The sequence below is a fragment of the Lignipirellula cremea genome, from assembly GCF_056501455.1.
The window spans coordinates 1,116,163-1,135,357 of record NZ_CM151415.1 but is presented as its reverse complement, the minus strand read 5'-3'; the positions used below and the strand labels follow the sequence as shown (position 1 = coordinate 1,135,357).

The window sequence follows — 19,195 nt, the reverse complement described above, 5'->3', positions numbered from 1 at the left end:
AGCGGCCGCATCAGACGACCGCCGACGAAATCGCCTTGCGACGGGCGGCGAACGGATGGGCCGACACGGGGCGGTGATCGTCGAGACCCGTGACGCTCAGCGTCAGTCCCGCAGCCTCGAAGTCGTGGGAAAGCTCGTGCAACTTCTCCATCACCGTATGGTCGACGAAGCGCGTCCCCGACAGGTCGATCGTCAGGTCGCGTCCTTTGACGAGCCCCTCCCTGACGATGCGCCGGCGGAGCGGAATCCACGTGCTGAAGACCGCAGCGCGGCGTGCGACCAGGCGGCACGACTTGTCCGATTCGTCCTGCAGGGAAGCGCTCGGCATGAACAGCGACGTGATCGGGGCGCCCATCAGGACGTGCAGGATCAACTTCGCCGCCACGCCGATCGCGATGCCCCAGAGCAGATCGATCGCCAGCACGCCGACGATCGTGACGCAGAAGACGATCAACTGTTCGACGCCGATCTTGTAGACGGCCATGAACTCCCGCGGATGAGCCAGGCGGAAGCCGGTGTAAACGAGCATCGCCGCCAGAGCCGCCATCGGAATGCGATGGAGCAGGAACGGAATCGCGGCCACGCAGACCGCCAGGCAGACCCCGTGATAGAGATTCGCGAACCGCGTGCGGGCGCCGTTATCGACGTTCGCCCGGCTGCGGACGATCTCCGAGATCATCGGCAGACCGCCGACGAACGCCGCCAGGAGATTCCCGACGCCGACTGCCAGCAGGTCGCGATTCTGATTCGTCTTGCGCTTCCAGGGATCGAGCAGATCGATGGCCTTGGCGCTGAGCAGCGATTCGAGCGAGCCGATGATCGCGAACATCGCGACCCAGTACCAGCCGACCCCGGTCGTCAGGCTCCTGAAGTCGGGCAGCGTGATCTCGCTGAGCATGTTCGACGGCACGTTGACGAGGAACGCTTCGCCGATCGTGTACTCGTGATTCGCGAAGGTGTAGGTATGCTCGTGCGTCAGGTCGAAGTACATCCCCAGCGGCACGGCGACCAGCACGACGATCATCTGGCCCGGGATCGCCTTCGCCCATTTGCCGGGAATCAGAGGCTTGAGGAAGAGAATCGCCAGGCCGATCACGCCGATCAGCGCGATTTCCGGATTGGCCTGCATGATGAATGATGGAATCGACGCCAGCAGGTGCAGCGGTTCGCCGCTGGCCTTGACCCCCAGCATTCCGGGAAGTTGCTTCGAGATGATGATGATGCCGATGGCCGCGAGCAGTCCGTGAACCGCCGCCGACGGGAAGAACTCCCCTAGCGACCCGGCTCGCGAGATCGCCAGGAAAATTTGAAGTCCGGCGGCCGCGACGGCCACTCCCAGGGCGAGCTTGTACGCCGCGAGATCCAGCGCCAGGTTCTCGCCGTTGGTGAACCCGAACGACGTCACGCACCCGAAGACGATGACGATCAGCCCCGCCGCCGGTCCTTTGATCGTCAGTTCCGAATTGCTGATCAGCGCCGAGACGATGCCGCCGATGATCGCGGTGAAGACGCCGGCGATTGCGGGAAAGCCCGACGCGAGCGAGATACCCAGGCAGAGCGGCAACGCGATCAGAAAGACCAGGAAGCCTGAAACGAAGTCGTACCGGGCGAACTTGAACGCCCTCGGGAGCGTCCCGATCGGAACCTCCTCGCCGGAACGGGAAGCGAGGTCTCCGGGCTCCGTTTCCGGAAGCGGGGGCGTCTCGTCCCAGGCGGCTTCACGATCTTTCGAAGTCACGGTCATAGCGAGCTCTTTTCTGGAGGCGCGTACTTCGAGCGTTCGTCCGCGTCGGTTTTCCGAACGCGATACTGAGCGAGCTGAGCGGGAGACCGTTCCAGGCGTTTCACGAGGGAGCCCCGAGGGGCTCCGGCGAGAACTGACGCAAACCTCGCGGGCCGGCAGGAGGGGGGCCGCGCCGCTGGCGAAACGCTCGTCTCCGAAGAAATCAGGCCGAACCACGTCGCAACTCCGTGAGGGGCTGTGCGACGGTCGTTCGACTCACTGATAATTACGACCGACGGCGTCCGACGCTAGATTCAGAATCGTTAAAAGACATTCAGCGTCGTTCAGATGCCGGTATCGCCGGGGCTGCCGGGGCTTACGCTGCTGAACTTTCCGCCATTGCTTTCCCGTTGCGACGCATTCATGGAACTCCTGCTCGTCGAAGACGAACAACGCCTGGGCAAGTCGATCCGCCAGGGCCTGGAAGAAGCGGGCCACGCCTGCGTCTGGGAAAAGACGCTGGAAGCCGGACTCGCGGCCGCTCGCACGAGGCGGTTCGACGCGGTCGTGCTCGACCTGATGCTGCCCGACGGATCGGGACTCGATCTGCTGGCGACGCTCCGACAGGAGGGGATCGGCACGCCGACGCTGATCCTGACCGCGCTCGGGAGCGTGGAAGACCGCGTCCGCGGGCTCGAAAGCGGCGGCGACGACTACATGGTCAAACCTTTCGCCTTCGCCGAACTGCTCGCGAGATTGCAGGCGCTCTGCCGTCGGGCGGGCGAGCGACCGGCCATGCAGCGTGCGTTCGGTTCGGTCAATCTCGACCTCGCCTCGCGACGCGTGACTCGCGAGGGGAAGGAGATCGATCTCTCCCCTACGGAATTCACGATCCTGGAGTTTCTGATGCGGCATCGCGGAAGCGTCGTGACACGGAAGATGCTCAGCGAACAGGTCTGGGGCGAGGACTGGGAAGGGATGTCGAACCTGATCGAGGTTCACATCAACCATTTGCGGCGCAAACTCGATCGCGGTTTCACGGACTCGCTCATCGTGACCGTGCGGGGTCGAGGCTACGCTTTGAGAACCGACGCCTGAAACTCAGGCTACTTCGCCCACCGTTGCGATCCGTCCGCCGATGAAGCTGCTTCGCACTCTCCGATTTCGGCTGACGATGTGGAACGCGATCGCAGCCCTGGCGACCGCCGCGGCGGCGCTGGTCGGGATGCAGATCGGCGTACGACAGGCGTTGCAGCACGAGCTCGACCAGTTTCTGGTCGACGATTTGCAGGTCGTCGCGGACGCGTTGACGGCGGCGCCCACGTCGCCTGAATCTTCGCCGCTGACCGAATTGAAGGCCTGGTACCGTCACCCCAGGCATGGCCGGTTCGTCGCCATCTTCGACGAGCGCGGCGAGAAGCTGTGGGAGACGACCGACCATCCGCCGCCCGACCTGGTCATCGCGTCGCCGCGCGACGATACGCCCTTCTTCGCGGGCGACTATCGCATGATCCAGCGGAGCGTGACGAACTCCTCGGGTGCGACCTGGATCGTCCGCACCGGCATTCCGCTGGCGCCGTTGCGCGACGAGATCGCGAACGTCGATCTGCTTTCGTTGTTCGTCACCGCCTGCGTCGTACCGATCGCCCTGGCCATCGGCTGGTTCCTCGCCGGTCAGGTCACGCAGGTCATCGGAACGCTGACCGAGCAGGCGGCGGGGCTGCTACCCGTGCGAAGGGGCGAACGTCTGCCGGTGCGAGGGACCGGCGACGAATTCGACAAGATGGCGATCGAATTCAATCGGCTGTTCGATCGCGTGACTGCGGAACTCGAGCGGCGCGAAGACGTCCTGGCGCATGCGGCGCATGAGCTTCGCACGCCGCTCGCCGCGATCCGGAGCGCGGCCGAGGTATCGCTGGCGTCGCCGCGTAAGCTTGACGAATACGAGGCGACGCTGAGCGACGTGCTCGAAGAATGCGACACGCTGCAGGAACTGGTCGCGGCCCTGCTCGCGCTGTACGAAAGCGAAGCCGATCGGCTGCGGAACTTCGGCGATCGCGTCTCTCTCCACGCCCTGGTCGAGAAGACGGCGGCGGCCTTCCGTCCCGCGGCGGAATCGAGCGGCGTGCGACTGATCGCGACGACGTCGCCCGCCGTCATCGAGGGATCGGAGATCCGCCTGCGTCAGGCGCTCAACAACCTGCTCGACAACGCGCTCAAGCACGTCAGCGCCGGGGGTCGGATCGACCTGAAGATGACGACGACCGGAAACGGGAACGCCGTCGAGATCGCGGTGCAGGACGACGGCATCGGCATTCCGATCGAGGAGCAGCCGAAGATCTTCGATCGCTTCTATCGCGGCGCTTCCGATCGTCATGGCGATCGCGCGTCGAAAGGCTTCGGCCTCGGGCTCGCCCTCGTCCGGGCGATCGTCGAGTCGCACGGCGGAACGATTCGAGTCGAAAGCGATCCGGGAAAGGGCGCCTCGTTTCTGATCTCGCTCCCCCTCGCGAAGGGGGACGCCGGGCCAGGAGAGAACGATATCGAGGATACGCCGTAGCCTCCGGCCATGGCCCTGCGGATCCTCTTCTATCGATCGAACGCTGCGGAACGCTTGTCCCGGATGAAGGGCTATTAACCTTCGCGACGTACATACGGAATTTTCGCTCTTTCGAAGCAGCGCACGCCTGTTCCGACCGATGTTCGAAGCAGATCCGGAGCGACCGCTCCGGCAGAACTTCGATCGAACCGGTAAGACCCGCGCCCCCCGAACGATCGGCAGAGGCGACCGAGTCGTTACCGTCGTTCGATCCGGCTTCTGACCCTGCGCAGCGATGACCAAGAGCTTTCTGAGTGCGGCGCTTGTCGCGTGCCTCGCGACCGCGTTCGCGACAACGGCGTACGGCCAAAACTCGCCGCCCGTTCCTCCGGATCCCGATCAGGTCTACACGTCGGAAGTCGAGGCGCGACTGGCGGCCATGCAGGCGCAGATCGACGCGCTGCAGAGCGCAGCCGACGCCTCGCCTCCGATCGCCTACGCGGCCCCTGTCGGGCCGCCGGCGGAGTCGAAGTGGCCGACGGTGAAGCTGACCGGATTCTTTCAGGTCGATTCCGCCTGGTTCGACCAGTCGCCGAACAACATCGCCGCCGTCGGCGACGCGCCGGACGGAACCGACTTCCGCCGCGCACGGCTCGCAGCGGTCGGTCAGGCCTGGGAGAACGTCGGCTACTCCCTCGAGATGGACTTCGCCTTCCCGGGCCGACCGAGTTTCATGGACGTCTGGCTTGAGGTGCAGGATATCGGCGGAACGGGCAATACGGTGCGCGTCGGACAGTTCCGTCAGCCGTTCAGCTTCACCGGGATGACCAGCATCCGGGAGATCGTGTTCCTGGAGCGTCCGCTCCCGTTCGCGTTCCTCCCTTTCCGTCAGACCGGCGTGATGTCGTACGGCACGTTTCTGGACGAGATGGGAACGTACGCCGTCTCCGGCTTTCGCTACCCGGTCGATCCCTACGGCGGATCCGTCGGCGATAACGGCGGCTACGGACTCTCCACGCGCGAGACGATCCTGCTGTACGACTCCGATCGCAGCATCGTGCATCTCGGCGGCGGTTACGAGTATCTCGACCCGGCGAGCGATCAGGTGCAGTACCGCCAGACGCCGGAGATCTTCGTCAGCGAAACGGGCACCGCGCCGGTCGTTCCGCCCGGTCTGACGCAGATCCCGTTCTTCGTCGACACGGGCGTGCTGGACGTCGACGACGTGAACATGTTCAACGCGGAACTCGCCGCGTCGTACGGATCGTGGTACGCCACGGCGGAAGCCTTTCACCTCACGGTGAACCGGCCCGGCGGAGCGACGACCGCCGAGTTCACGGGCGCGTACGCGGAGACCGCCTGCCTGCTCACCGGGGAGCATCGTCCGTACAACCGCAAGGCAGGAGTGTTCGGCCGCGTCGATCCACTCTGTCCGGTCGGCAAATGTGGCGGTTGGGGAGCGTGGGAAGTCGCCGGACGCTGGTCGACGATCGACGTCACCGACGAAGATATCGACGGCGGTCGCCTGACGGATCTGACCGCGGGCGTGAATTGGTATCTGAACCGTTACACGAAGTTCCAGTTCAACTACATCCACGGCTTCCTCGACAGCCCCGTCAACGGCAGCAGCGAGGTCGACGTCTTCGCGGTACGCGGACAGCTAGACTTCTAGGCTCTCGCGCCCGATCTCGTTCTGCCGACACGAGCGCCGCCGTACCAGACTCGCGCGACAGGCTGCATAGGGAAGTTCCTGCAGCCTGTCGCCACGAACGGATGGCGAGAGAGGGCGAGCGCTTGCGAGCGTGCGCAGCTCAGTGGTTCGTTCGGATCGGATGATGCGCGGTCGGATGCGCTTCGGAGCGGTGGGCCGCCACTTCATGGGGCACGAACGAAGGAGCCACCTTCACGATCGCGGCGCAAAGAGCGCCCGGAGCGAAGCAGACGATCATGACGGCGCAGGCGACGCCGAAGGCAGCGAGTTGACGACGCATGGTAAGCACGTCTCCTTGTAACGCGAAGCCGCGACGGGATGCCCTTCCGTAAGGACGATCGTCCCGTCAGTTGCGGCGGAGACGTCAGGACGAGTCTCCCTGGTCACTATCGAGCGTGCGACAAGAAGACGCTACGGCGAAATGGTGAAAAGCGCTTCAGCTTAAGGAGACATAAGGTTTGGCGTTAAGGAGTCGCAAGGTTTCGCGACGCATCGGGGCGTAACGCTCCGGGCATACGCGTCCGGGATCGTAAGACGCCGCGGCGCGGGCGAGCGGGAGTAGAATGATCCGCGTCCTATCCGCTGACTCCGCACCGATCCGTCCATGACCGACACGCCGACCCGACGCCAGAAGATCGAAGCGATGCTCCTCGACGAGCCGAAGGATCTGTTCCTCCGCTACGCGCTCGCCATCGAGATGGCGAAGGAGGGAGAGATCGAGCCGGCGGTCGAGAAGCTGGCGGAACTGCAGCGCGAGACTCCGCCTTATATTCCAGCCTTCTTCAAGGCCGGTCAGATCCTGGCCGATGCCGACGAGATTTCGCGATCGCGCGCCGTCCTTCGCGCGGGCGTCGAAGAAGCCCGCGTACAAGGCGACCACCACGCCGCAGGCGAGATGAGCGAGTTGCTGGCCGACCTCGGCGCCCATGGCGCGTGACGAGCGGTCGTCTCGCAGGTCAGGCATCGCCTGACGGCTACTTCGATTCGCGTCCTCGCTCGATCGACTCGCCGCCGCATCGACGCACTGACTCAGGCTCGATCCGTCCTGCGATAGCCGTCAGGCAGTGCCTGACCTACTAGTCGACCAAGCCTTATTCGTCAGGCGTTGGGGTAGAGATGTTTGAGTTTGACGCGAGCGTCGTCCGTCGTGAAGCGCCAGGTCGCAGCCTGACGCAGGCGGTTGCGTTCGCGCTGCCAGACGGCCATCGCTTCGTCCATCTCGGCCGCGCTTTCGAAGCGTCGCCCGACGCACTGCCGCGTCAGGACGGAAAGCTCGAACTCGGCCATGTTGAGCCAGCTGCCGTTCTTGGGCGTGTAGACGATCCGCAGGCGCTGGGCCAGGCGATGCGCCCGCTCGGCGTCGAAGGCATGGTACAGGCTCGCGACGTCGTGCGTGTTGAGGTTGTCGCAGACCAGCGTGACGAGTTCGGCCCGGGGATAGTCCCGCTCGAGCAGCTCGGCGACTTCTTCGGCCCAGTCGACTCGCGTTCGACCGTCGCGACCGGAGACGCGACGCCAGCCGCCGACGGGATCGAAGAACAAGAAGATCGACCGCACGCCGCGGCGCTCGTAGTGATGGTCCTCGCGGCGGGGCTGGCCCGGCGTCATCGGCAGCGACGGCTCGACGTCGGCCAGGATCTGCTTGGCCGCCTCGTCCATGCAGATCAGCACGTGCTCGTCGTCGAACGATTCGGCGTAGACGTCGAGCAGCTTCTCCATGCGGGCGACGAAGCGGGCGAGATCCTTCTCCGGGATGCAGAAGCGCCGCGTCCGCCAGGGCTGCAGCCTGTTTTTTTGAGCGTCTGGCGAACCGTCTCTTCGGAGACCTTCGTCACGATCGACAGCCGCATCGCCTCGTCGGCCAGAAGCTGCATCGTCCAGGCCTTGCGTCCGCCGGGCGGCGTCGAGCAGGCCAGCAGAACGAGCTTCGCTTCGGAGCGACCGTCGAAGATCGGCTGGACGCCGGGAGCCGAGCGGGCCTTCCGTTCGATCGCCGCGGCGACGTTTCCTTCGCGGACGAAGGCTTGCCGAATCCGGCAGACCTGCCGCTCGGAGAGCCCCACGATCTCGGCGATCGTGCCGTCGGTGCGACGACCGTCGACGTGCTCGCGATCGGACAGGAGCAGGATCCTCGTCCGGCGAACTTTCGCCGCCGGCGAGTCCCCTTTGCGGACGAACGCCGCGAGCTCCGCCCGGGTCTCAGGCGTCAGACGAACTTCCAGCTTTTCGTTCGTTGCCGGCATCCCTGCCTCCGCGAAAATCGAAAACGATCCCTCGACTCCCTCCGCGAAATCAGGTTAACCTCCGCCTGACGAATAAAGCCAGGTCGACTACTACGAAGTAAAGCCGTCGCCTGCGCTTCACCCCGTCGCCGGCGTGAGATCGTAGTCGTACAGGCGATAGGTCTTCGTCCGTTTGGCGCCGCCCCCTTCGAGCGCGCCGCGGCTCTGGCGGTTGGACTCCAGCACCCAGGAGAACTCGCCCTCTTCGATCGCTCCGTAGCCCAGCACGTCGGGCAGCAACCGCGCCATCAGCGCAATGCCGATGCCCCAGCGCTGATACTCGGGCGTGACGTTCGCGCTCACGATCCGGACGCGCTTGATCTTTCGTTTGCTGTTGAGCAGGCGGATGAAGCCGAAGGGAAAGAGCCGTCCGTCGATCTGCTTGATGACTGGGTTGAAATCCAGGATGCCGAGCGCGGCGCCGATCGGCTTGCCGTCGACCTCGGCGATCGACGTCATCTCCGGAACGAGTAGGCGCTTGAGACCTTTGGCCGAGGCGGTCACCTCCGCTTCGGACATCGGCGTGAAGCCCCACGTTCCCTGCAGCGAGACGTTGTAGAGGTTCAGGAAAGTCCGCACGTCCTGCTCGAACCGGCGGGGCTCCATCTTGCGAAGCTTGATGTTGAAGCGCCGGATCGATTCGTTCACCACGAAGTCGAGTTTCTTGTTCAGCGACCCGAGCATGTCGACATGCCCGTAGTAAGCGTAGAGATCCTGCGTCTTCTTCCAGCCGAACTGGTCCCAGAGCCCCTCGTACCAGGGCGGGTTGTAGGTCATCAGGAACGTGGGGGGCTCGTCGAAGCCCTCGACCAGCAGGCCGATCTCGTAATTGAGGGACGGGTTGCAGGGACCTCGCATGGCGTCCATTCCCTGCTCCCGCAGCCATTCCGCCGCGGCCGTGAACAGGGCGTTCGAGATCTCCGGATCGTTCTCCGATTCGAAGAAGCCGACGAAGCCCCGCTTCTCCTTGTAGCGTTCGTTGTGGACGGGGTTCACCAGCGCGAGCAAGCGGCCCACCGGCTTCCCGTCGCGGAGCGCCACGAAAGGCTTCCGCGAGGCGACGGCGAAGAAGGGATCCTTGACGTAGCCGGTGACCTCCTTCTGCCTGCCTCGCAGCGGCGGAACCCAGTTCGGATCGTCCTGATATAATCGCCACGGCAGTTCCAGAAACGCCTTGCCGAGGCGTCTGGTATCCGCGACGACGACTTCCGTTCCGGCCACTGGGCGCTCCTGATCGACGGGAATGCTCGCTCGCGGCGGCTCGCAGGCCGCAAGATCGAACCAGTTTGCCGGCTCGACCGAATCTCGGCAATCCAAGGAGGGGCGCAGATGCGAGTTTCAGTCACGGGCGGAACCGGACTTCTGGGCAACAACGTCATCCGCCAGGCCCTCCAGCGGGGGTGGCAGGTCGTCGCCGCCGTCCGGTCGGAGACGGCTGGCCCGACGTTTCAGGGACTGAACGTCGAGTTCCGCAAGAGCGATCTCTCAGACGCGGCTTCGCTGCCTGCCCTGGCGGAGGGGGTCGACGCGATCATCCACTGTGCCGGGTTCATCCACATCGGCTGGACGAAGCTAGACGAGTCCCGGCGGATCAACGTGCAGGGAACCGCCGCGCTCGCCCGCGCGGCGCGGGAACGGAATGTGCCGCTGGTCCACGTCTCGACGGTCAACACGCTCGGGCGAAAGAGCATCGAGGACCCCGCCGACGAGACCACGAAGCTGGAGGACTTCGTCGCCTGCTCTTATGTGGTGACCAAGCGCGAAGCCGAAGACGCGATCAGGGCCGAACAGCCGCAGGGCCTCCGCGCGACGATCGTCTATCCCGGCTTCATGCTGGGGCCGTACGACTGGAAGCCGTCCTCGGGCAAGATGATGCTCGAAACGCTGCAGAAGAAGCCGCTCGTCTATCCGACCGGCGGATGCAGCGTCTGCGACGCCCGGGACGTCGCCGACGGAACGCTGGCGATCGTCGAGAAGGGAATCTGGAACGACGACTTCTGCCTGGCCGGCTACAACGTTTCCTATCGCGATCTCTGGAGTCGCTTCGCCGAGCTGGGCGGCCACCGCAAGCCCGTCTGGCCGATCGGCCCCGCGATCCGCGCGATCGGGTCGTGGCATTACGACCGGATCGCGAAAAAATCGGGCGACGAGTCGGAGATCAACTCCGCCGCGATCGCGATGGGCTCGCAGTGTCACTGCTATTCGAGCGACAAGGCGAAGCGGGCGTTCGGCTATTCTAATCGCCCGATCGACCAGACGTTGAACGAAACTTACGCCTGGTTCCGCGAGAACGGCTACTTCGCGCGGTACGGCATACGACGGCGCTAAGCGTCGCGGTCTTGGCGATCGAGGGGCGAATTCTCCACGGTCTTCGCTGCGGCGGGCGCTTCGCATCCGGCGAGCATCAGATCGGCGAGGTCGCGCGACATGGCGTCCGACGACTGCGACAGCGCGTCGAAGACTCCCTGCTGATCGGCGACGGACCGATTCTGGCCGAGCTTGAACTTCCCCTCGATCCGCGTGACGCGAATCTCGAAGGCGACGATCGCGCGAATCAGGCCGTCGCGATACTCCGCCGGAAGCTCGCCGTTCCAGGGGGGATCGAAGCTTGCCTCATACCGGGCGACCGTCCGACTCAGCAGCTCGATCGTACGCTCGTGATCTTCGATGATCGTCGGCACGCCGTAGGCGTGAACCGCGGCGTAGTTCCAGGTCGGAACGGCAGGCTCCGTCGCGTACCACGCGGGCGAGACGTAGGCATGCGGACCCTGAAAGATCGTCAAGGTCTCGACGCCGGTCGCGAACTGACGCCATTGCGGATTCGCCCGGGCCATATGGGCGATCAGCGTCCCGTTCGCGCCGCGCTCGGGATCGAACAGCATCGGAAGGTGGCTCGCGAACGGCGCCGCGCCGTCGGACGTAATCAGCGTCGCGAAGCCATGCCGATCGATGAACGCCGCGAGCTTGGCGAAATCCTCGACGCGAAACGCGGACGGTACGTACATGGCGCCTTGCGACTCGATCCGGCTTATCGAAATCGGGCAAGCGTTCATGGACGCTCGCCTGCGGATCGATTAGAGCGCCTGCGCGCTCGCACGGTTCAGACGCAGCGCCCCGCGCCTGCATCGCTCGCTCATCGGCATCGGCCCTGGGTCGCGACGATCACGAAGCCGTGGCGCCGACGGCCTCTTCCGTCGCGGGATCCTTCGATTCGACAGGCGGAGCCGGCGCGAGTTCGATCTCCGTCAGTTCGCGACCCGCGGCCCAGCCGACGCTGATCGGAATCAGCTCGTTCGGTCCGCCGGTCTTTTCCGGATGGCAACTGATGCAGAGCACGCGACCCTCTCCGTACGTCGCGCGGGCTAGCGCCGTCGTGCCGATCATCACGCCGGTGGGAGCGCCTTTCTTCGCGATCTCGCTCGCGTAGAGGGCGAGGGGTTCGTAAGCCGGGAGGTCCGACTTATTGTCCGGCACGAGCAGCGGTCCCTGTCCGTAGTAGACGCCGATTTCTTCCTGCGTCTTGCCGAACGCCTCCTTGCCGGGCTGCGTGAACTTCAGGACCACGTCCCCCGTTCCGCGGGCCCAATGTTCGCGATCGAACACCTGAGCGTTGATCAGATGAAGCGACCAGTCGTAGTGACTGCTGGCCAGATAGCTGCCCGCGCAGATGCCGACGTAGCCGCCGCCGTTCCGCACGAAGTCCTTCACGATCTCGCGACCGCTCTCCTCCAGGTTCTTCGCCTGCAGGCTTCCCGATCCGCCGGGCACGATCAGGACGTCGGCCTCCTTCAGCGCTCCGTCGCGGATCTCCTGCGGCGAGACGCGGACGCAGCGGAAGCCGGTCTCCTCCGTCAGAATCCTCAGAAGGTTCTTCGGCCCGCCGGCGGAACCGTCCGAGTGATCATAGATCGCGACGCGAACCACGTCGCCAGCGAACGCGGAGAGGCTGAACGCGAGGAACAGAACCGCGAACGACGCGGCGTGCAGCAGGGGTCGGATCATGAGGCTTTCAGCGGGAAAAATGCGGCAGGAGCGCTAACGATTCGCACAGTGGGAGTCATCAGGTCGACCGGAACATCGGACCGTCGACTACGGCAGGTTCACGGCGGCGCCGTCCGCGCGATCGGACAGGGCGTTAAGGACGATCGCCTCGGTCGTTTCGGGCACCGATCGGACAGAGCCGTCGCCGTAAGCGAATTGCACGACTCTACCCGAGTGGAAGCTGTTGAAGGCGAACGCATTGGTTCCGTACAGCTTATGCGGGTCCAGCCCGTTGAGCGTTTGCATGTTCGCTACGTACCCGGTCCCCTGGGCGTAGCCGACCCAGATACCTCCGCTGTACGTGACGGTCTTGTTCAGGCCGCGGTGACGGTCGCCGACGAAGACCGTATTGCTCAGCCCGTCGGTGACCGACGCCATCTTCACGGCGCTGTTCCGACCGAAGATGCCGGTATTCGCCTTGGTCGTCTGACCGTTGAGCGTGCCGCTGGGATGAGCTGCGGTGGAGACTGCCGTTCCGAAGACGGCGCAGTAGCTCGACGACGCGAAGCTGTTTCGCGAAGCGTTCAGATCATCCGTCGGATCGCTGGGGCACCGATAGGAACTGATCGGAATCTCCGCGAGCGAGCGAAACGCGGGCGTATCGAGGCAGTTGTTCTGCGCCGGGTTCAATTGATCGAAGAGGGGCGACTCCTCGATGAACGGCAGCAGCGACGTCTGCCAGCCCCATCCGGGGACGCCGATCGTCGTTCCGTCCCAGTAGTAGGCCGCCGGAAAGACTTTGTTCGTGTCGTGATAGTTATGCAGCGACAGGCCGATCTGCTTGAGATTGTTACCGCACGACATGCGGTTCGCCGCCTCCCGCGCTGCCTGGACGGCAGGCAGAAGCAAAGCGACCAGCACGCCGATGATCGCGATGACGACCAGCAGTTCGACGAGCGTGAATCCGGAACGACGGAGAGAAAGACGCATGAATCAGGCCTGGGAACGAAGTGTCGCGAACGGAGGAAGACGACGAAACGCATACGCGTTCGGAAGAAGATCACTCCTGATAAAACGAGCGCTCGGCGGGATCGATCGGGGCCTCGATGATCTCGATCGCTTTGGGATCGCCCGGGGACAAGGTCATGTCCTCCTGCGACTGCTGGGTATGGGAAGTCGCGACCCGATTCTCCGGAACGCCGGCGCCGACGCCGCCGTCGCATCCGAGCGAGACGAGCGCCGCGAGGGCGACGATAGGAATCAGGACGAAGCGAGCGGCGTCAGAGAAAACGCGATGCATCGGATGGCGAACGTCTCGAGGACGCAGGAGAGTCAGAGAATCATCGACCGCAGAAGGGACGGCCGCCGTCGAACGATCTGCGTTACGGCAACGTGACGGAAGCTCCGTCCGCACGGTCGGCGATGGCGTTCAGAACGGCGTCTTCGATCGTCGCGGGAAGCGGACGGACGGATCCGTCGCCGAAGAGGAACTGCACGATGCCGCCCGAGTGAAAGCTGTTGAACGAGTAGCTGTTCGTGCCGAACAGCTTGTAGGTCGTCGTGCCGCTGAGCGTCTGCTGCGTGGTCACGTTGCCGGTGCTGGGAGGCAGCCCGACCCAGATGCCGCCGTTGTAAGTGATGCCCTTGATCAGGCCCGCGTGACGGTCGCCCACCAGCGCCGTGTTGCTCAGGCCGTCCGTGATCTGAGCGAACCGCGTGTCGCTGTTCGGACCGAACACGCCCGTTTCGCCGTCCGGTCGGCTGCCGTAGACGAGCGCGCCCGAACTCGGAGCCGCCTGCGTGTTGCGCGAGCCGAAGATGGCGCAGTAGCTCGACGAACCGTGATTCTTCCGCACGGCGTTGATCTCTTCGCTGGGATCGGAAGGACAGCGGAACCCGGCGACGCGAGTCTGGGACTTCACGCGAAAGGGGTCGGTGTCTTCGGTCTTGTTGACGGTCGGGTCGAGCAGGTCGAACAGCGGACCCTGTTCCATGAACGGCATGATCGAGACCTGCCAGCCCCAGCCCGGATTGCCGAACGCGTTGTTCGTCAGATCCTTGAACCGGTAGTACGAGGCCGGCAGAACTTTGTGCGTGTCGTGATAGTTATGGAACGCGATGCCGAACTGCTTCAGGTTGTTGCTGCACTCCGAGCGACGTGCGGCTTCCCGCGCCGCCTGAACCGCAGGCAGCAGGAGCGCGACGAGCACGCCGATGATGGCGATCACCACTAGCAGCTCGACCAGGGTGAAACCGGAACGGTACGACTTGAATGACACCGGAGAAAACTCCACGAAACGCTTCGCACGAAGCTACGACGGTCCCGTCGCGCTTCGCAGGCGAACAAAGGAATGAGACTGAGCGGCGGGAACGATCGAGTTCAGCGACCGAACGTCATGAGCTCGTCGTCGCGGGAGAAAGATCCTCGACGAGGCTCTCGAGCGCTGCCCGAGCCTGTCGGGTCATCTCGCAGTGGAAGGCGTAGATCTCTTCGTCGCCGGGAGTCGTCGAGCGCCAGGCAGCGAGCTTCTCCTGCGTCAGGCGAACGATCTCGTCTTCGACGCTCCAGGTGCGTCGATAGATTTCATTCAGACGTTCGGCGTCGATCGCTTCGCCGTCCTCGCTGTAGCAGGCGTCGCGCAGTTCGCGGGCTTGCGAACAGAGTTCGCTGACGCGCTCGCCGTCGAGTTCCGGAGCGACGCCGCGCGACGTCGGCCAGCAGGGAATCGCGATCGAGAACGTCGGATCGCCGAGGAAGGTCCACATCGTCGTGAGCTGCGGCGCTTCGCCCGGCAGCACGCCGTGGAACACGGCCGCAGAGACGGTGGTCTTCCGGCTGATCGTGTTCGCAGTGGCGATCCGCTTCGGAGCTTCGCCGCCCGCGGCGTTCACCGTCCCCGGAACCGGACGCCCCTGATCGTCGGCCAGATCGCGAGCGCACTTGCGCAGGAAATACTCGATCGCGAGTCCGCCTTCCGTCTGCTTGCCCCGTTCGAGCAGGCTGCACGCGCGGGCATATCGTTCCGCGGAGTAAGTTTTGGCGAGGTCCTCGGAATCAGGATCGCCGTCGAAGCCATTCGCGGTCATCGAAAAATTGGATCGCACGAGGTAGCCCCGCTCCGTCGCCTGGTCGTCGGCGTCGAAGCGGACGTGCGACTTGGATCCGATCTCGAAGAGCGAGGAGCCGCCCTTCGCGTCGATAACGCCGATGTTGGCGACGGTCGTTCGCTTTCCGTCGGTCCGCTCACAGAGGTCGGCGAACTCTTCGACCGTGGCGCAGGTCTTCAGCGCGAGCAGCATGAAGCCGCCGTTGCCCGGCCCCGTCGTTTTTTCCTTGATGCCGAGGTCGTTGCTGACGGAGTTCTCGATGCAGAACCCTGCGGCGTTCACGCCCATCCAGATCGAGCCGCTGGCCCCGGCGTTCGCGACAGCCACGATCGGATACTTGCCGTCGCCGATGAAGATGACTTCGTTATCGCGCTGCTTCGTATCGCGATTCTTCCACAGCAGCGGCCGCCCGTCGACAGTCGCGACCCCGCTGACGACGGCCGTCGTACAACCCTGAGTCTGCGGGATCGCCGGCTGAACGGAATGAGCCAGCAGAGCCAGCCCGATAGCCAGGACGCGACGGATATTCGAATTCATCAGGGAGAGCGAGCGGAGGCGGGAGTGGGCCGGCGGGATCCTAAGCGGCACCGGAAAAACTACGAATGCAAGCAACGTGCCAACTCAACCATCGGGAAACTCTGCCCCGCACACACTGCGGCGCTTCCGTTCAGAAAATCAGTAAAGATTTCTTAACGAGTCACCGACAGAGGTGATCGGCGCCGAAAACCAAGGCGTCGCCGCTTAACGAATACGCAAAGCGATGCTCATGCATTGCACTTTTAAACGCCTCTCGCAGTGGAGAATCGAATCGCAGGGGGGCCGATTATGAACTTAGGCCTGCGAACCTCTCGGTCGGGGGGTGGCCCCGAATCGAGTTCGGCCGAATTGCCAGGCGAGGTCCGCCGGACCTGACAGGGCTCGGAAGTCGGAATCGCCAGCGGCGAGTTACCCTTCATTAGTTCCATAGCCGACGCGGTACCCGGCCATCGAGTTCAGGAGGGCGCCGGACCTCGTCCGCGGTTCTAATCGTTCGACGCCTCTTCCTCCTGTTGCCGCCGCGATGAACGCTCTCCTTCGCATCTACGGACTGTCCGCTCTAGGTCTCCTCGCCTGTTTCTGCGGACAGGTCGACTCCGCCGTCGCCGACACGGGCGAACGGCCCAACGTCATTCTGATCGTCACCGATGACCAGGGGTACGGCGACCTCGGCTGCCACGGCAACCCGGTCCTTCGCACGCCGCATCTCGATACGCTCGCCCGAGATAGCTTTCGGCTGACGAACTTCCACGTCGACCCGACCTGCGCGGAGACCCGCTCGGCGCTGATGACGGGACGCTACTCCGCCCGCGTCGGCGTCTGGCACACGATCCGCGGTCGATCGCTGCTCCGCGAAGACGAGACGACGCTGGGCCAGATCTTTCGGGCGAACGGCTACGCGACGGCGGCGTTCGGCAAGTGGCACCTAGGCGACAACTATCCGCTTCGACCGCAGGACCGGGGCTTCGGGCGATCCGTAATTCATGGCGGCGGCGGAGTCGGTCAGACGCCGGATGTCTGGGGGAACGACTACTTCGACGACACGTACCTCGTCGACGGCGAACCGCAGCCGCAGCAGGGCTACTGCACCGACGTCTTCTTCCGGCATGCGATCGACTTCGTTCGCGAAGCGGGCGACGAACCCTTCTTCTGTTATTTGGCGACCAACGCGGCGCATGGTCCGTATCGCGTCGCGCCGGAGTATGCCGCTCCCTACCTGAAGGCGGGCGTGCCGCAGCCGGCGGCGAACTTCTACGGCATGATCGCGAACATCGACGAGAACGTCGGCAAGCTGCGCGAGGAACTGGATCGGCTCGGCCTGGCGGAGAACACGATCCTGATCTTCATGACCGACAACGGCACCGCGGCCGGCGTCGCCCCGCGAGCGAAGGCGGGCGAGTGGCAAGGCTTCAACGCCGGCATGCGGGGACAGAAGGGATCGGAGTACGACGGCGGGCATCGCGTTCCTTGTTTCATTCATGCCCCGTCGCTCGACCTCGCCGTCGATCAGGAGTCGGCGACGCTGGCCGCGCATCTCGATCTGGCGCCGACGCTGGCCGAGCTGTGCGGGCTTGAATTGCCGGCTGGGACGAAGCTGTTCGACGGCACGAGTCTCGCCGGCATGCTCCGCGGCGAAGAGCCGTCGCCCGCGCTGACCGACCGCATCCTGTTCGTCCATTCGCAGCGGCGTGCGATGCCGCAGAAGTGGCACAAGACCAGCGTCATGCAGGGCTCGCTCAGGCTGGTCGACGACGCGGAACTTTACGACGTCGCCGTCGATCCGGGGCAGAAGAGTAACCTGATCGAAGCTCGCCCGGACGATGCCAGCTGGCTGCGCAGGGTGTACGACGGGATCTGGATCGATGTGTCGACGCAGTTCGACGAACCCGTTCGCATCGTGCTCGGCTCGAACGCCGCGCCCTCGCAGACGCTGACCTGCCATGACTGGCATACGAGCGATGACGAACCGCAACCTCCCTGGGATCAGAGCCTGGTCGCCAAGAACCCGGCGCAGAACGGTTATTGGACGGTCCGCGTCGCGACGCCCGGTCTCTACCGCGTGCGACTTCGCCTGCGTCCGCCCGGCGTGAAGGAGCCTATTCCCGCAGGGCAGGCGACGCTGAAAGTCGGCGCCCCCGAGCGAACGCAGGCGATTACGGAGCCGACGGAGGAGGTCGTCTTCGAGGTTCCGCTCGAACAGGGCGATGCGGAATTATCGTCGACGCTGAAGGATGCCGCGAACGGCGAATCGCGCGGCGCCTACTTCGTGGTCGTCGAGTTACTGGAAGCGACTGCTGCAACGAGTCCGGAACCCGCGCCGCTGAAGCGCTTCCAGGCGAGTCGTCCGGTCATGGGCGTGGTCTTCAAGATCGACGCCTACGCGGAGAATCTGGAAGTCGCGGAACCTGCCTTCGAAGCCGCCTTCGCCCGGGTGCGGGAGATCGACCGCATCGCGAGCGACTACGATCCGCAGAGCGAACTCCGCAAGCTGACGCTGAACCCCGTCGGTCAACCGGTCGAAGTCAGCCCGACGCTGTTCACGCTCCTGCAGCGGTCGCTCGAAATCTCGCGGGCGTCCGGCGGGCGCTTCGATCCGACGCTCGGTCCGCTGACGACGCTCTGGCGGAAGGCGCGGAAGTCGAAGACGCTCCCCAGCGAGACGGAACTTAAAGAGGCGCTCGCCCGCTCCGGCGTCCGCCATCTGACGCTCGACGAGGAAACGCGAACCGCGACGCTAGGCGTCGAGAACATGCTTCTCGACCTCGGCGGCATCGCCAAGGGTTATGCCGCCGACGAGGCGTTACGGATCCTGCGCGATCAGGGACTGACGCGCGCCGTCGTCGCGGCCAGCGGCGACCTGGCGATCGGCGACCCGCCGCCCGATGCGGAAGGCTGGCGCGTCGGCATCGCCACGCTGGAGGTCGAGGAGCAGCCGAGCGAGTACCTGGCGCTCTCGAACTGCGGCGTCTCCACGTCAGGCGACGCGCGGCAGTTCGTCGAGATCGACGGTCGACGCTACTCCCACATCGTCGATCCGGAAACAGGCCTCGGCCTGTCGCTTCGCAGCGGCGTCACCGTCGTCGCGCCGGACGACACGACCGCCGACGCCTGGGCCAGCGCCCTCTCCGTCGCCGGTCCGGAGCATGCCGCGAACCTGCTGCAGGGATTCGAAGGCGTCTTCGCTCGCGTGGTCTATGCGTTGCCCGATAACGAAACGGCGGTCGCCGAACTCGTCACGCCGGGGTTCCCGGAAGTCCGGCATCTCCAAGCCAATGACCGTTCTTCAAATTTGCCTTAAATATGATCCTCACTCC

The 19,195-nt window shown here is 64.6% G+C and carries 16 protein-coding genes; 6 read left to right on the top strand and 10 right to left on the bottom strand.

The window, feature by feature from the left end:
* Positions 1-10 precede the first annotated feature (10 nt).
* Positions 11-1,744, bottom strand: a complete 1,734-nt coding sequence (locus SH602x_RS04470; protein WP_479475650.1) for a SulP family inorganic anion transporter — start codon at positions 1,742-1,744, stop codon at positions 11-13.
* Positions 1,745-2,146: 402 nt separating this feature from the next.
* Between SH602x_RS04470 and SH602x_RS04465 the strand changes: the two genes are divergently transcribed.
* The 3 genes from SH602x_RS04465 (at position 2,147) to SH602x_RS04455 (ending at position 5,934) form a co-directional block, all read left to right on the top strand.
* Positions 2,147-2,821: a response regulator transcription factor gene (locus SH602x_RS04465; protein ID WP_479475649.1), complete on the top strand. Its 675-nt coding sequence runs from the start codon at positions 2,147-2,149 to the stop codon at positions 2,819-2,821.
* Positions 2,822-2,897: 76 nt separating this feature from the next.
* Positions 2,898-4,283, top strand: coding sequence for a sensor histidine kinase (locus SH602x_RS04460; protein WP_479475648.1), 1,386 nt, complete (start codon positions 2,898-2,900; stop codon positions 4,281-4,283).
* Positions 4,284-4,557: 274 nt separating this feature from the next.
* A complete protein-coding gene (locus SH602x_RS04455; protein WP_479475647.1) occupies positions 4,558-5,934 on the top strand; it encodes an OprO/OprP family phosphate-selective porin in 1,377 nt (458 codons plus the stop codon).
* Between the two features lie 139 nt (positions 5,935-6,073).
* Here SH602x_RS04455 and SH602x_RS04450 read toward each other — a convergent pair whose 3' ends face one another.
* Positions 6,074-6,253 (bottom strand): hypothetical protein, encoded by a 180-nt coding sequence (locus SH602x_RS04450; RefSeq protein ID WP_479475646.1) that lies wholly within the window; start codon positions 6,251-6,253, stop codon positions 6,074-6,076.
* A gap of 324 nt (positions 6,254-6,577) precedes the next feature.
* Between SH602x_RS04450 and SH602x_RS04445 the strand changes: the two genes are divergently transcribed.
* Positions 6,578-6,910 (top strand): hypothetical protein, encoded by a 333-nt coding sequence (locus SH602x_RS04445; RefSeq protein ID WP_479469688.1) that lies wholly within the window; start codon positions 6,578-6,580, stop codon positions 6,908-6,910.
* A gap of 161 nt (positions 6,911-7,071) precedes the next feature.
* On the opposite strand, the gene SH602x_RS04440 is transcribed toward SH602x_RS04445, so the two are convergent.
* A protein-coding gene (locus tag SH602x_RS04440) for an IS630 family transposase (RefSeq protein ID WP_479472857.1) occupies positions 7,072-8,216 on the bottom strand; the annotation gives its coding sequence in 2 pieces (ribosomal slippage) (positions 7,072-7,769 and positions 7,769-8,216; 1,146 coding nt in all).
* Between the two features lie 117 nt (positions 8,217-8,333).
* Complete coding sequence (locus SH602x_RS04435) at positions 8,334-9,476, bottom strand: N-acetyltransferase (protein WP_479475645.1); 1,143 nt, start codon at positions 9,474-9,476, stop codon at positions 8,334-8,336.
* A gap of 108 nt (positions 9,477-9,584) precedes the next feature.
* On the opposite strand from SH602x_RS04435, the gene SH602x_RS04430 reads away from it, so the two are divergent.
* The gene (locus tag SH602x_RS04430) at positions 9,585-10,583 is read left to right on the top strand and encodes an NAD-dependent epimerase/dehydratase family protein (RefSeq protein ID WP_479475644.1); all 999 of its coding nucleotides are present in this window, start codon (positions 9,585-9,587) and stop codon (positions 10,581-10,583) included.
* On the opposite strand, the gene SH602x_RS04425 is transcribed toward SH602x_RS04430, so the two are convergent.
* The 6 genes from SH602x_RS04425 to SH602x_RS04400 form a co-directional block, all read right to left on the bottom strand.
* Positions 10,580-11,308, bottom strand: coding sequence for an FMN-binding negative transcriptional regulator (locus tag SH602x_RS04425; RefSeq protein ID WP_479475643.1), 729 nt, complete (start codon positions 11,306-11,308; stop codon positions 10,580-10,582). The two genes, SH602x_RS04430 and SH602x_RS04425, sit on opposite strands and share 4 nt — an antisense overlap.
* 109 nt (positions 11,309-11,417) lie before the next feature.
* Complete coding sequence (locus SH602x_RS04420) at positions 11,418-12,257, bottom strand: BPL-N domain-containing protein (protein ID WP_479475642.1); 840 nt, start codon at positions 12,255-12,257, stop codon at positions 11,418-11,420.
* Positions 12,258-12,344: 87 nt separating this feature from the next.
* Positions 12,345-13,226, bottom strand: coding sequence for a DUF1559 family PulG-like putative transporter (locus tag SH602x_RS04415; RefSeq protein ID WP_479475641.1), 882 nt, complete (start codon positions 13,224-13,226; stop codon positions 12,345-12,347).
* Between the two features lie 70 nt (positions 13,227-13,296).
* Positions 13,297-13,536, bottom strand: a complete 240-nt coding sequence (locus SH602x_RS04410; protein WP_479475640.1) for a hypothetical protein — start codon at positions 13,534-13,536, stop codon at positions 13,297-13,299.
* 82 nt (positions 13,537-13,618) lie between these two features.
* Positions 13,619-14,515, bottom strand: a complete 897-nt coding sequence (locus tag SH602x_RS04405; protein ID WP_479475639.1) for a DUF1559 family PulG-like putative transporter — start codon at positions 14,513-14,515, stop codon at positions 13,619-13,621.
* A gap of 115 nt (positions 14,516-14,630) precedes the next feature.
* Positions 14,631-15,881 (bottom strand): C45 family peptidase, encoded by a 1,251-nt coding sequence (locus tag SH602x_RS04400; RefSeq protein WP_479475638.1) that lies wholly within the window; start codon positions 15,879-15,881, stop codon positions 14,631-14,633.
* A 523-nt stretch (positions 15,882-16,404) separates the two neighbouring features.
* Between SH602x_RS04400 and SH602x_RS04395 the strand changes: the two genes are divergently transcribed.
* Positions 16,405-19,179 (top strand): FAD:protein FMN transferase, encoded by a 2,775-nt coding sequence (locus SH602x_RS04395; RefSeq protein ID WP_479475637.1) that lies wholly within the window; start codon positions 16,405-16,407, stop codon positions 19,177-19,179.
* Positions 19,180-19,195 lie beyond the last annotated feature (16 nt).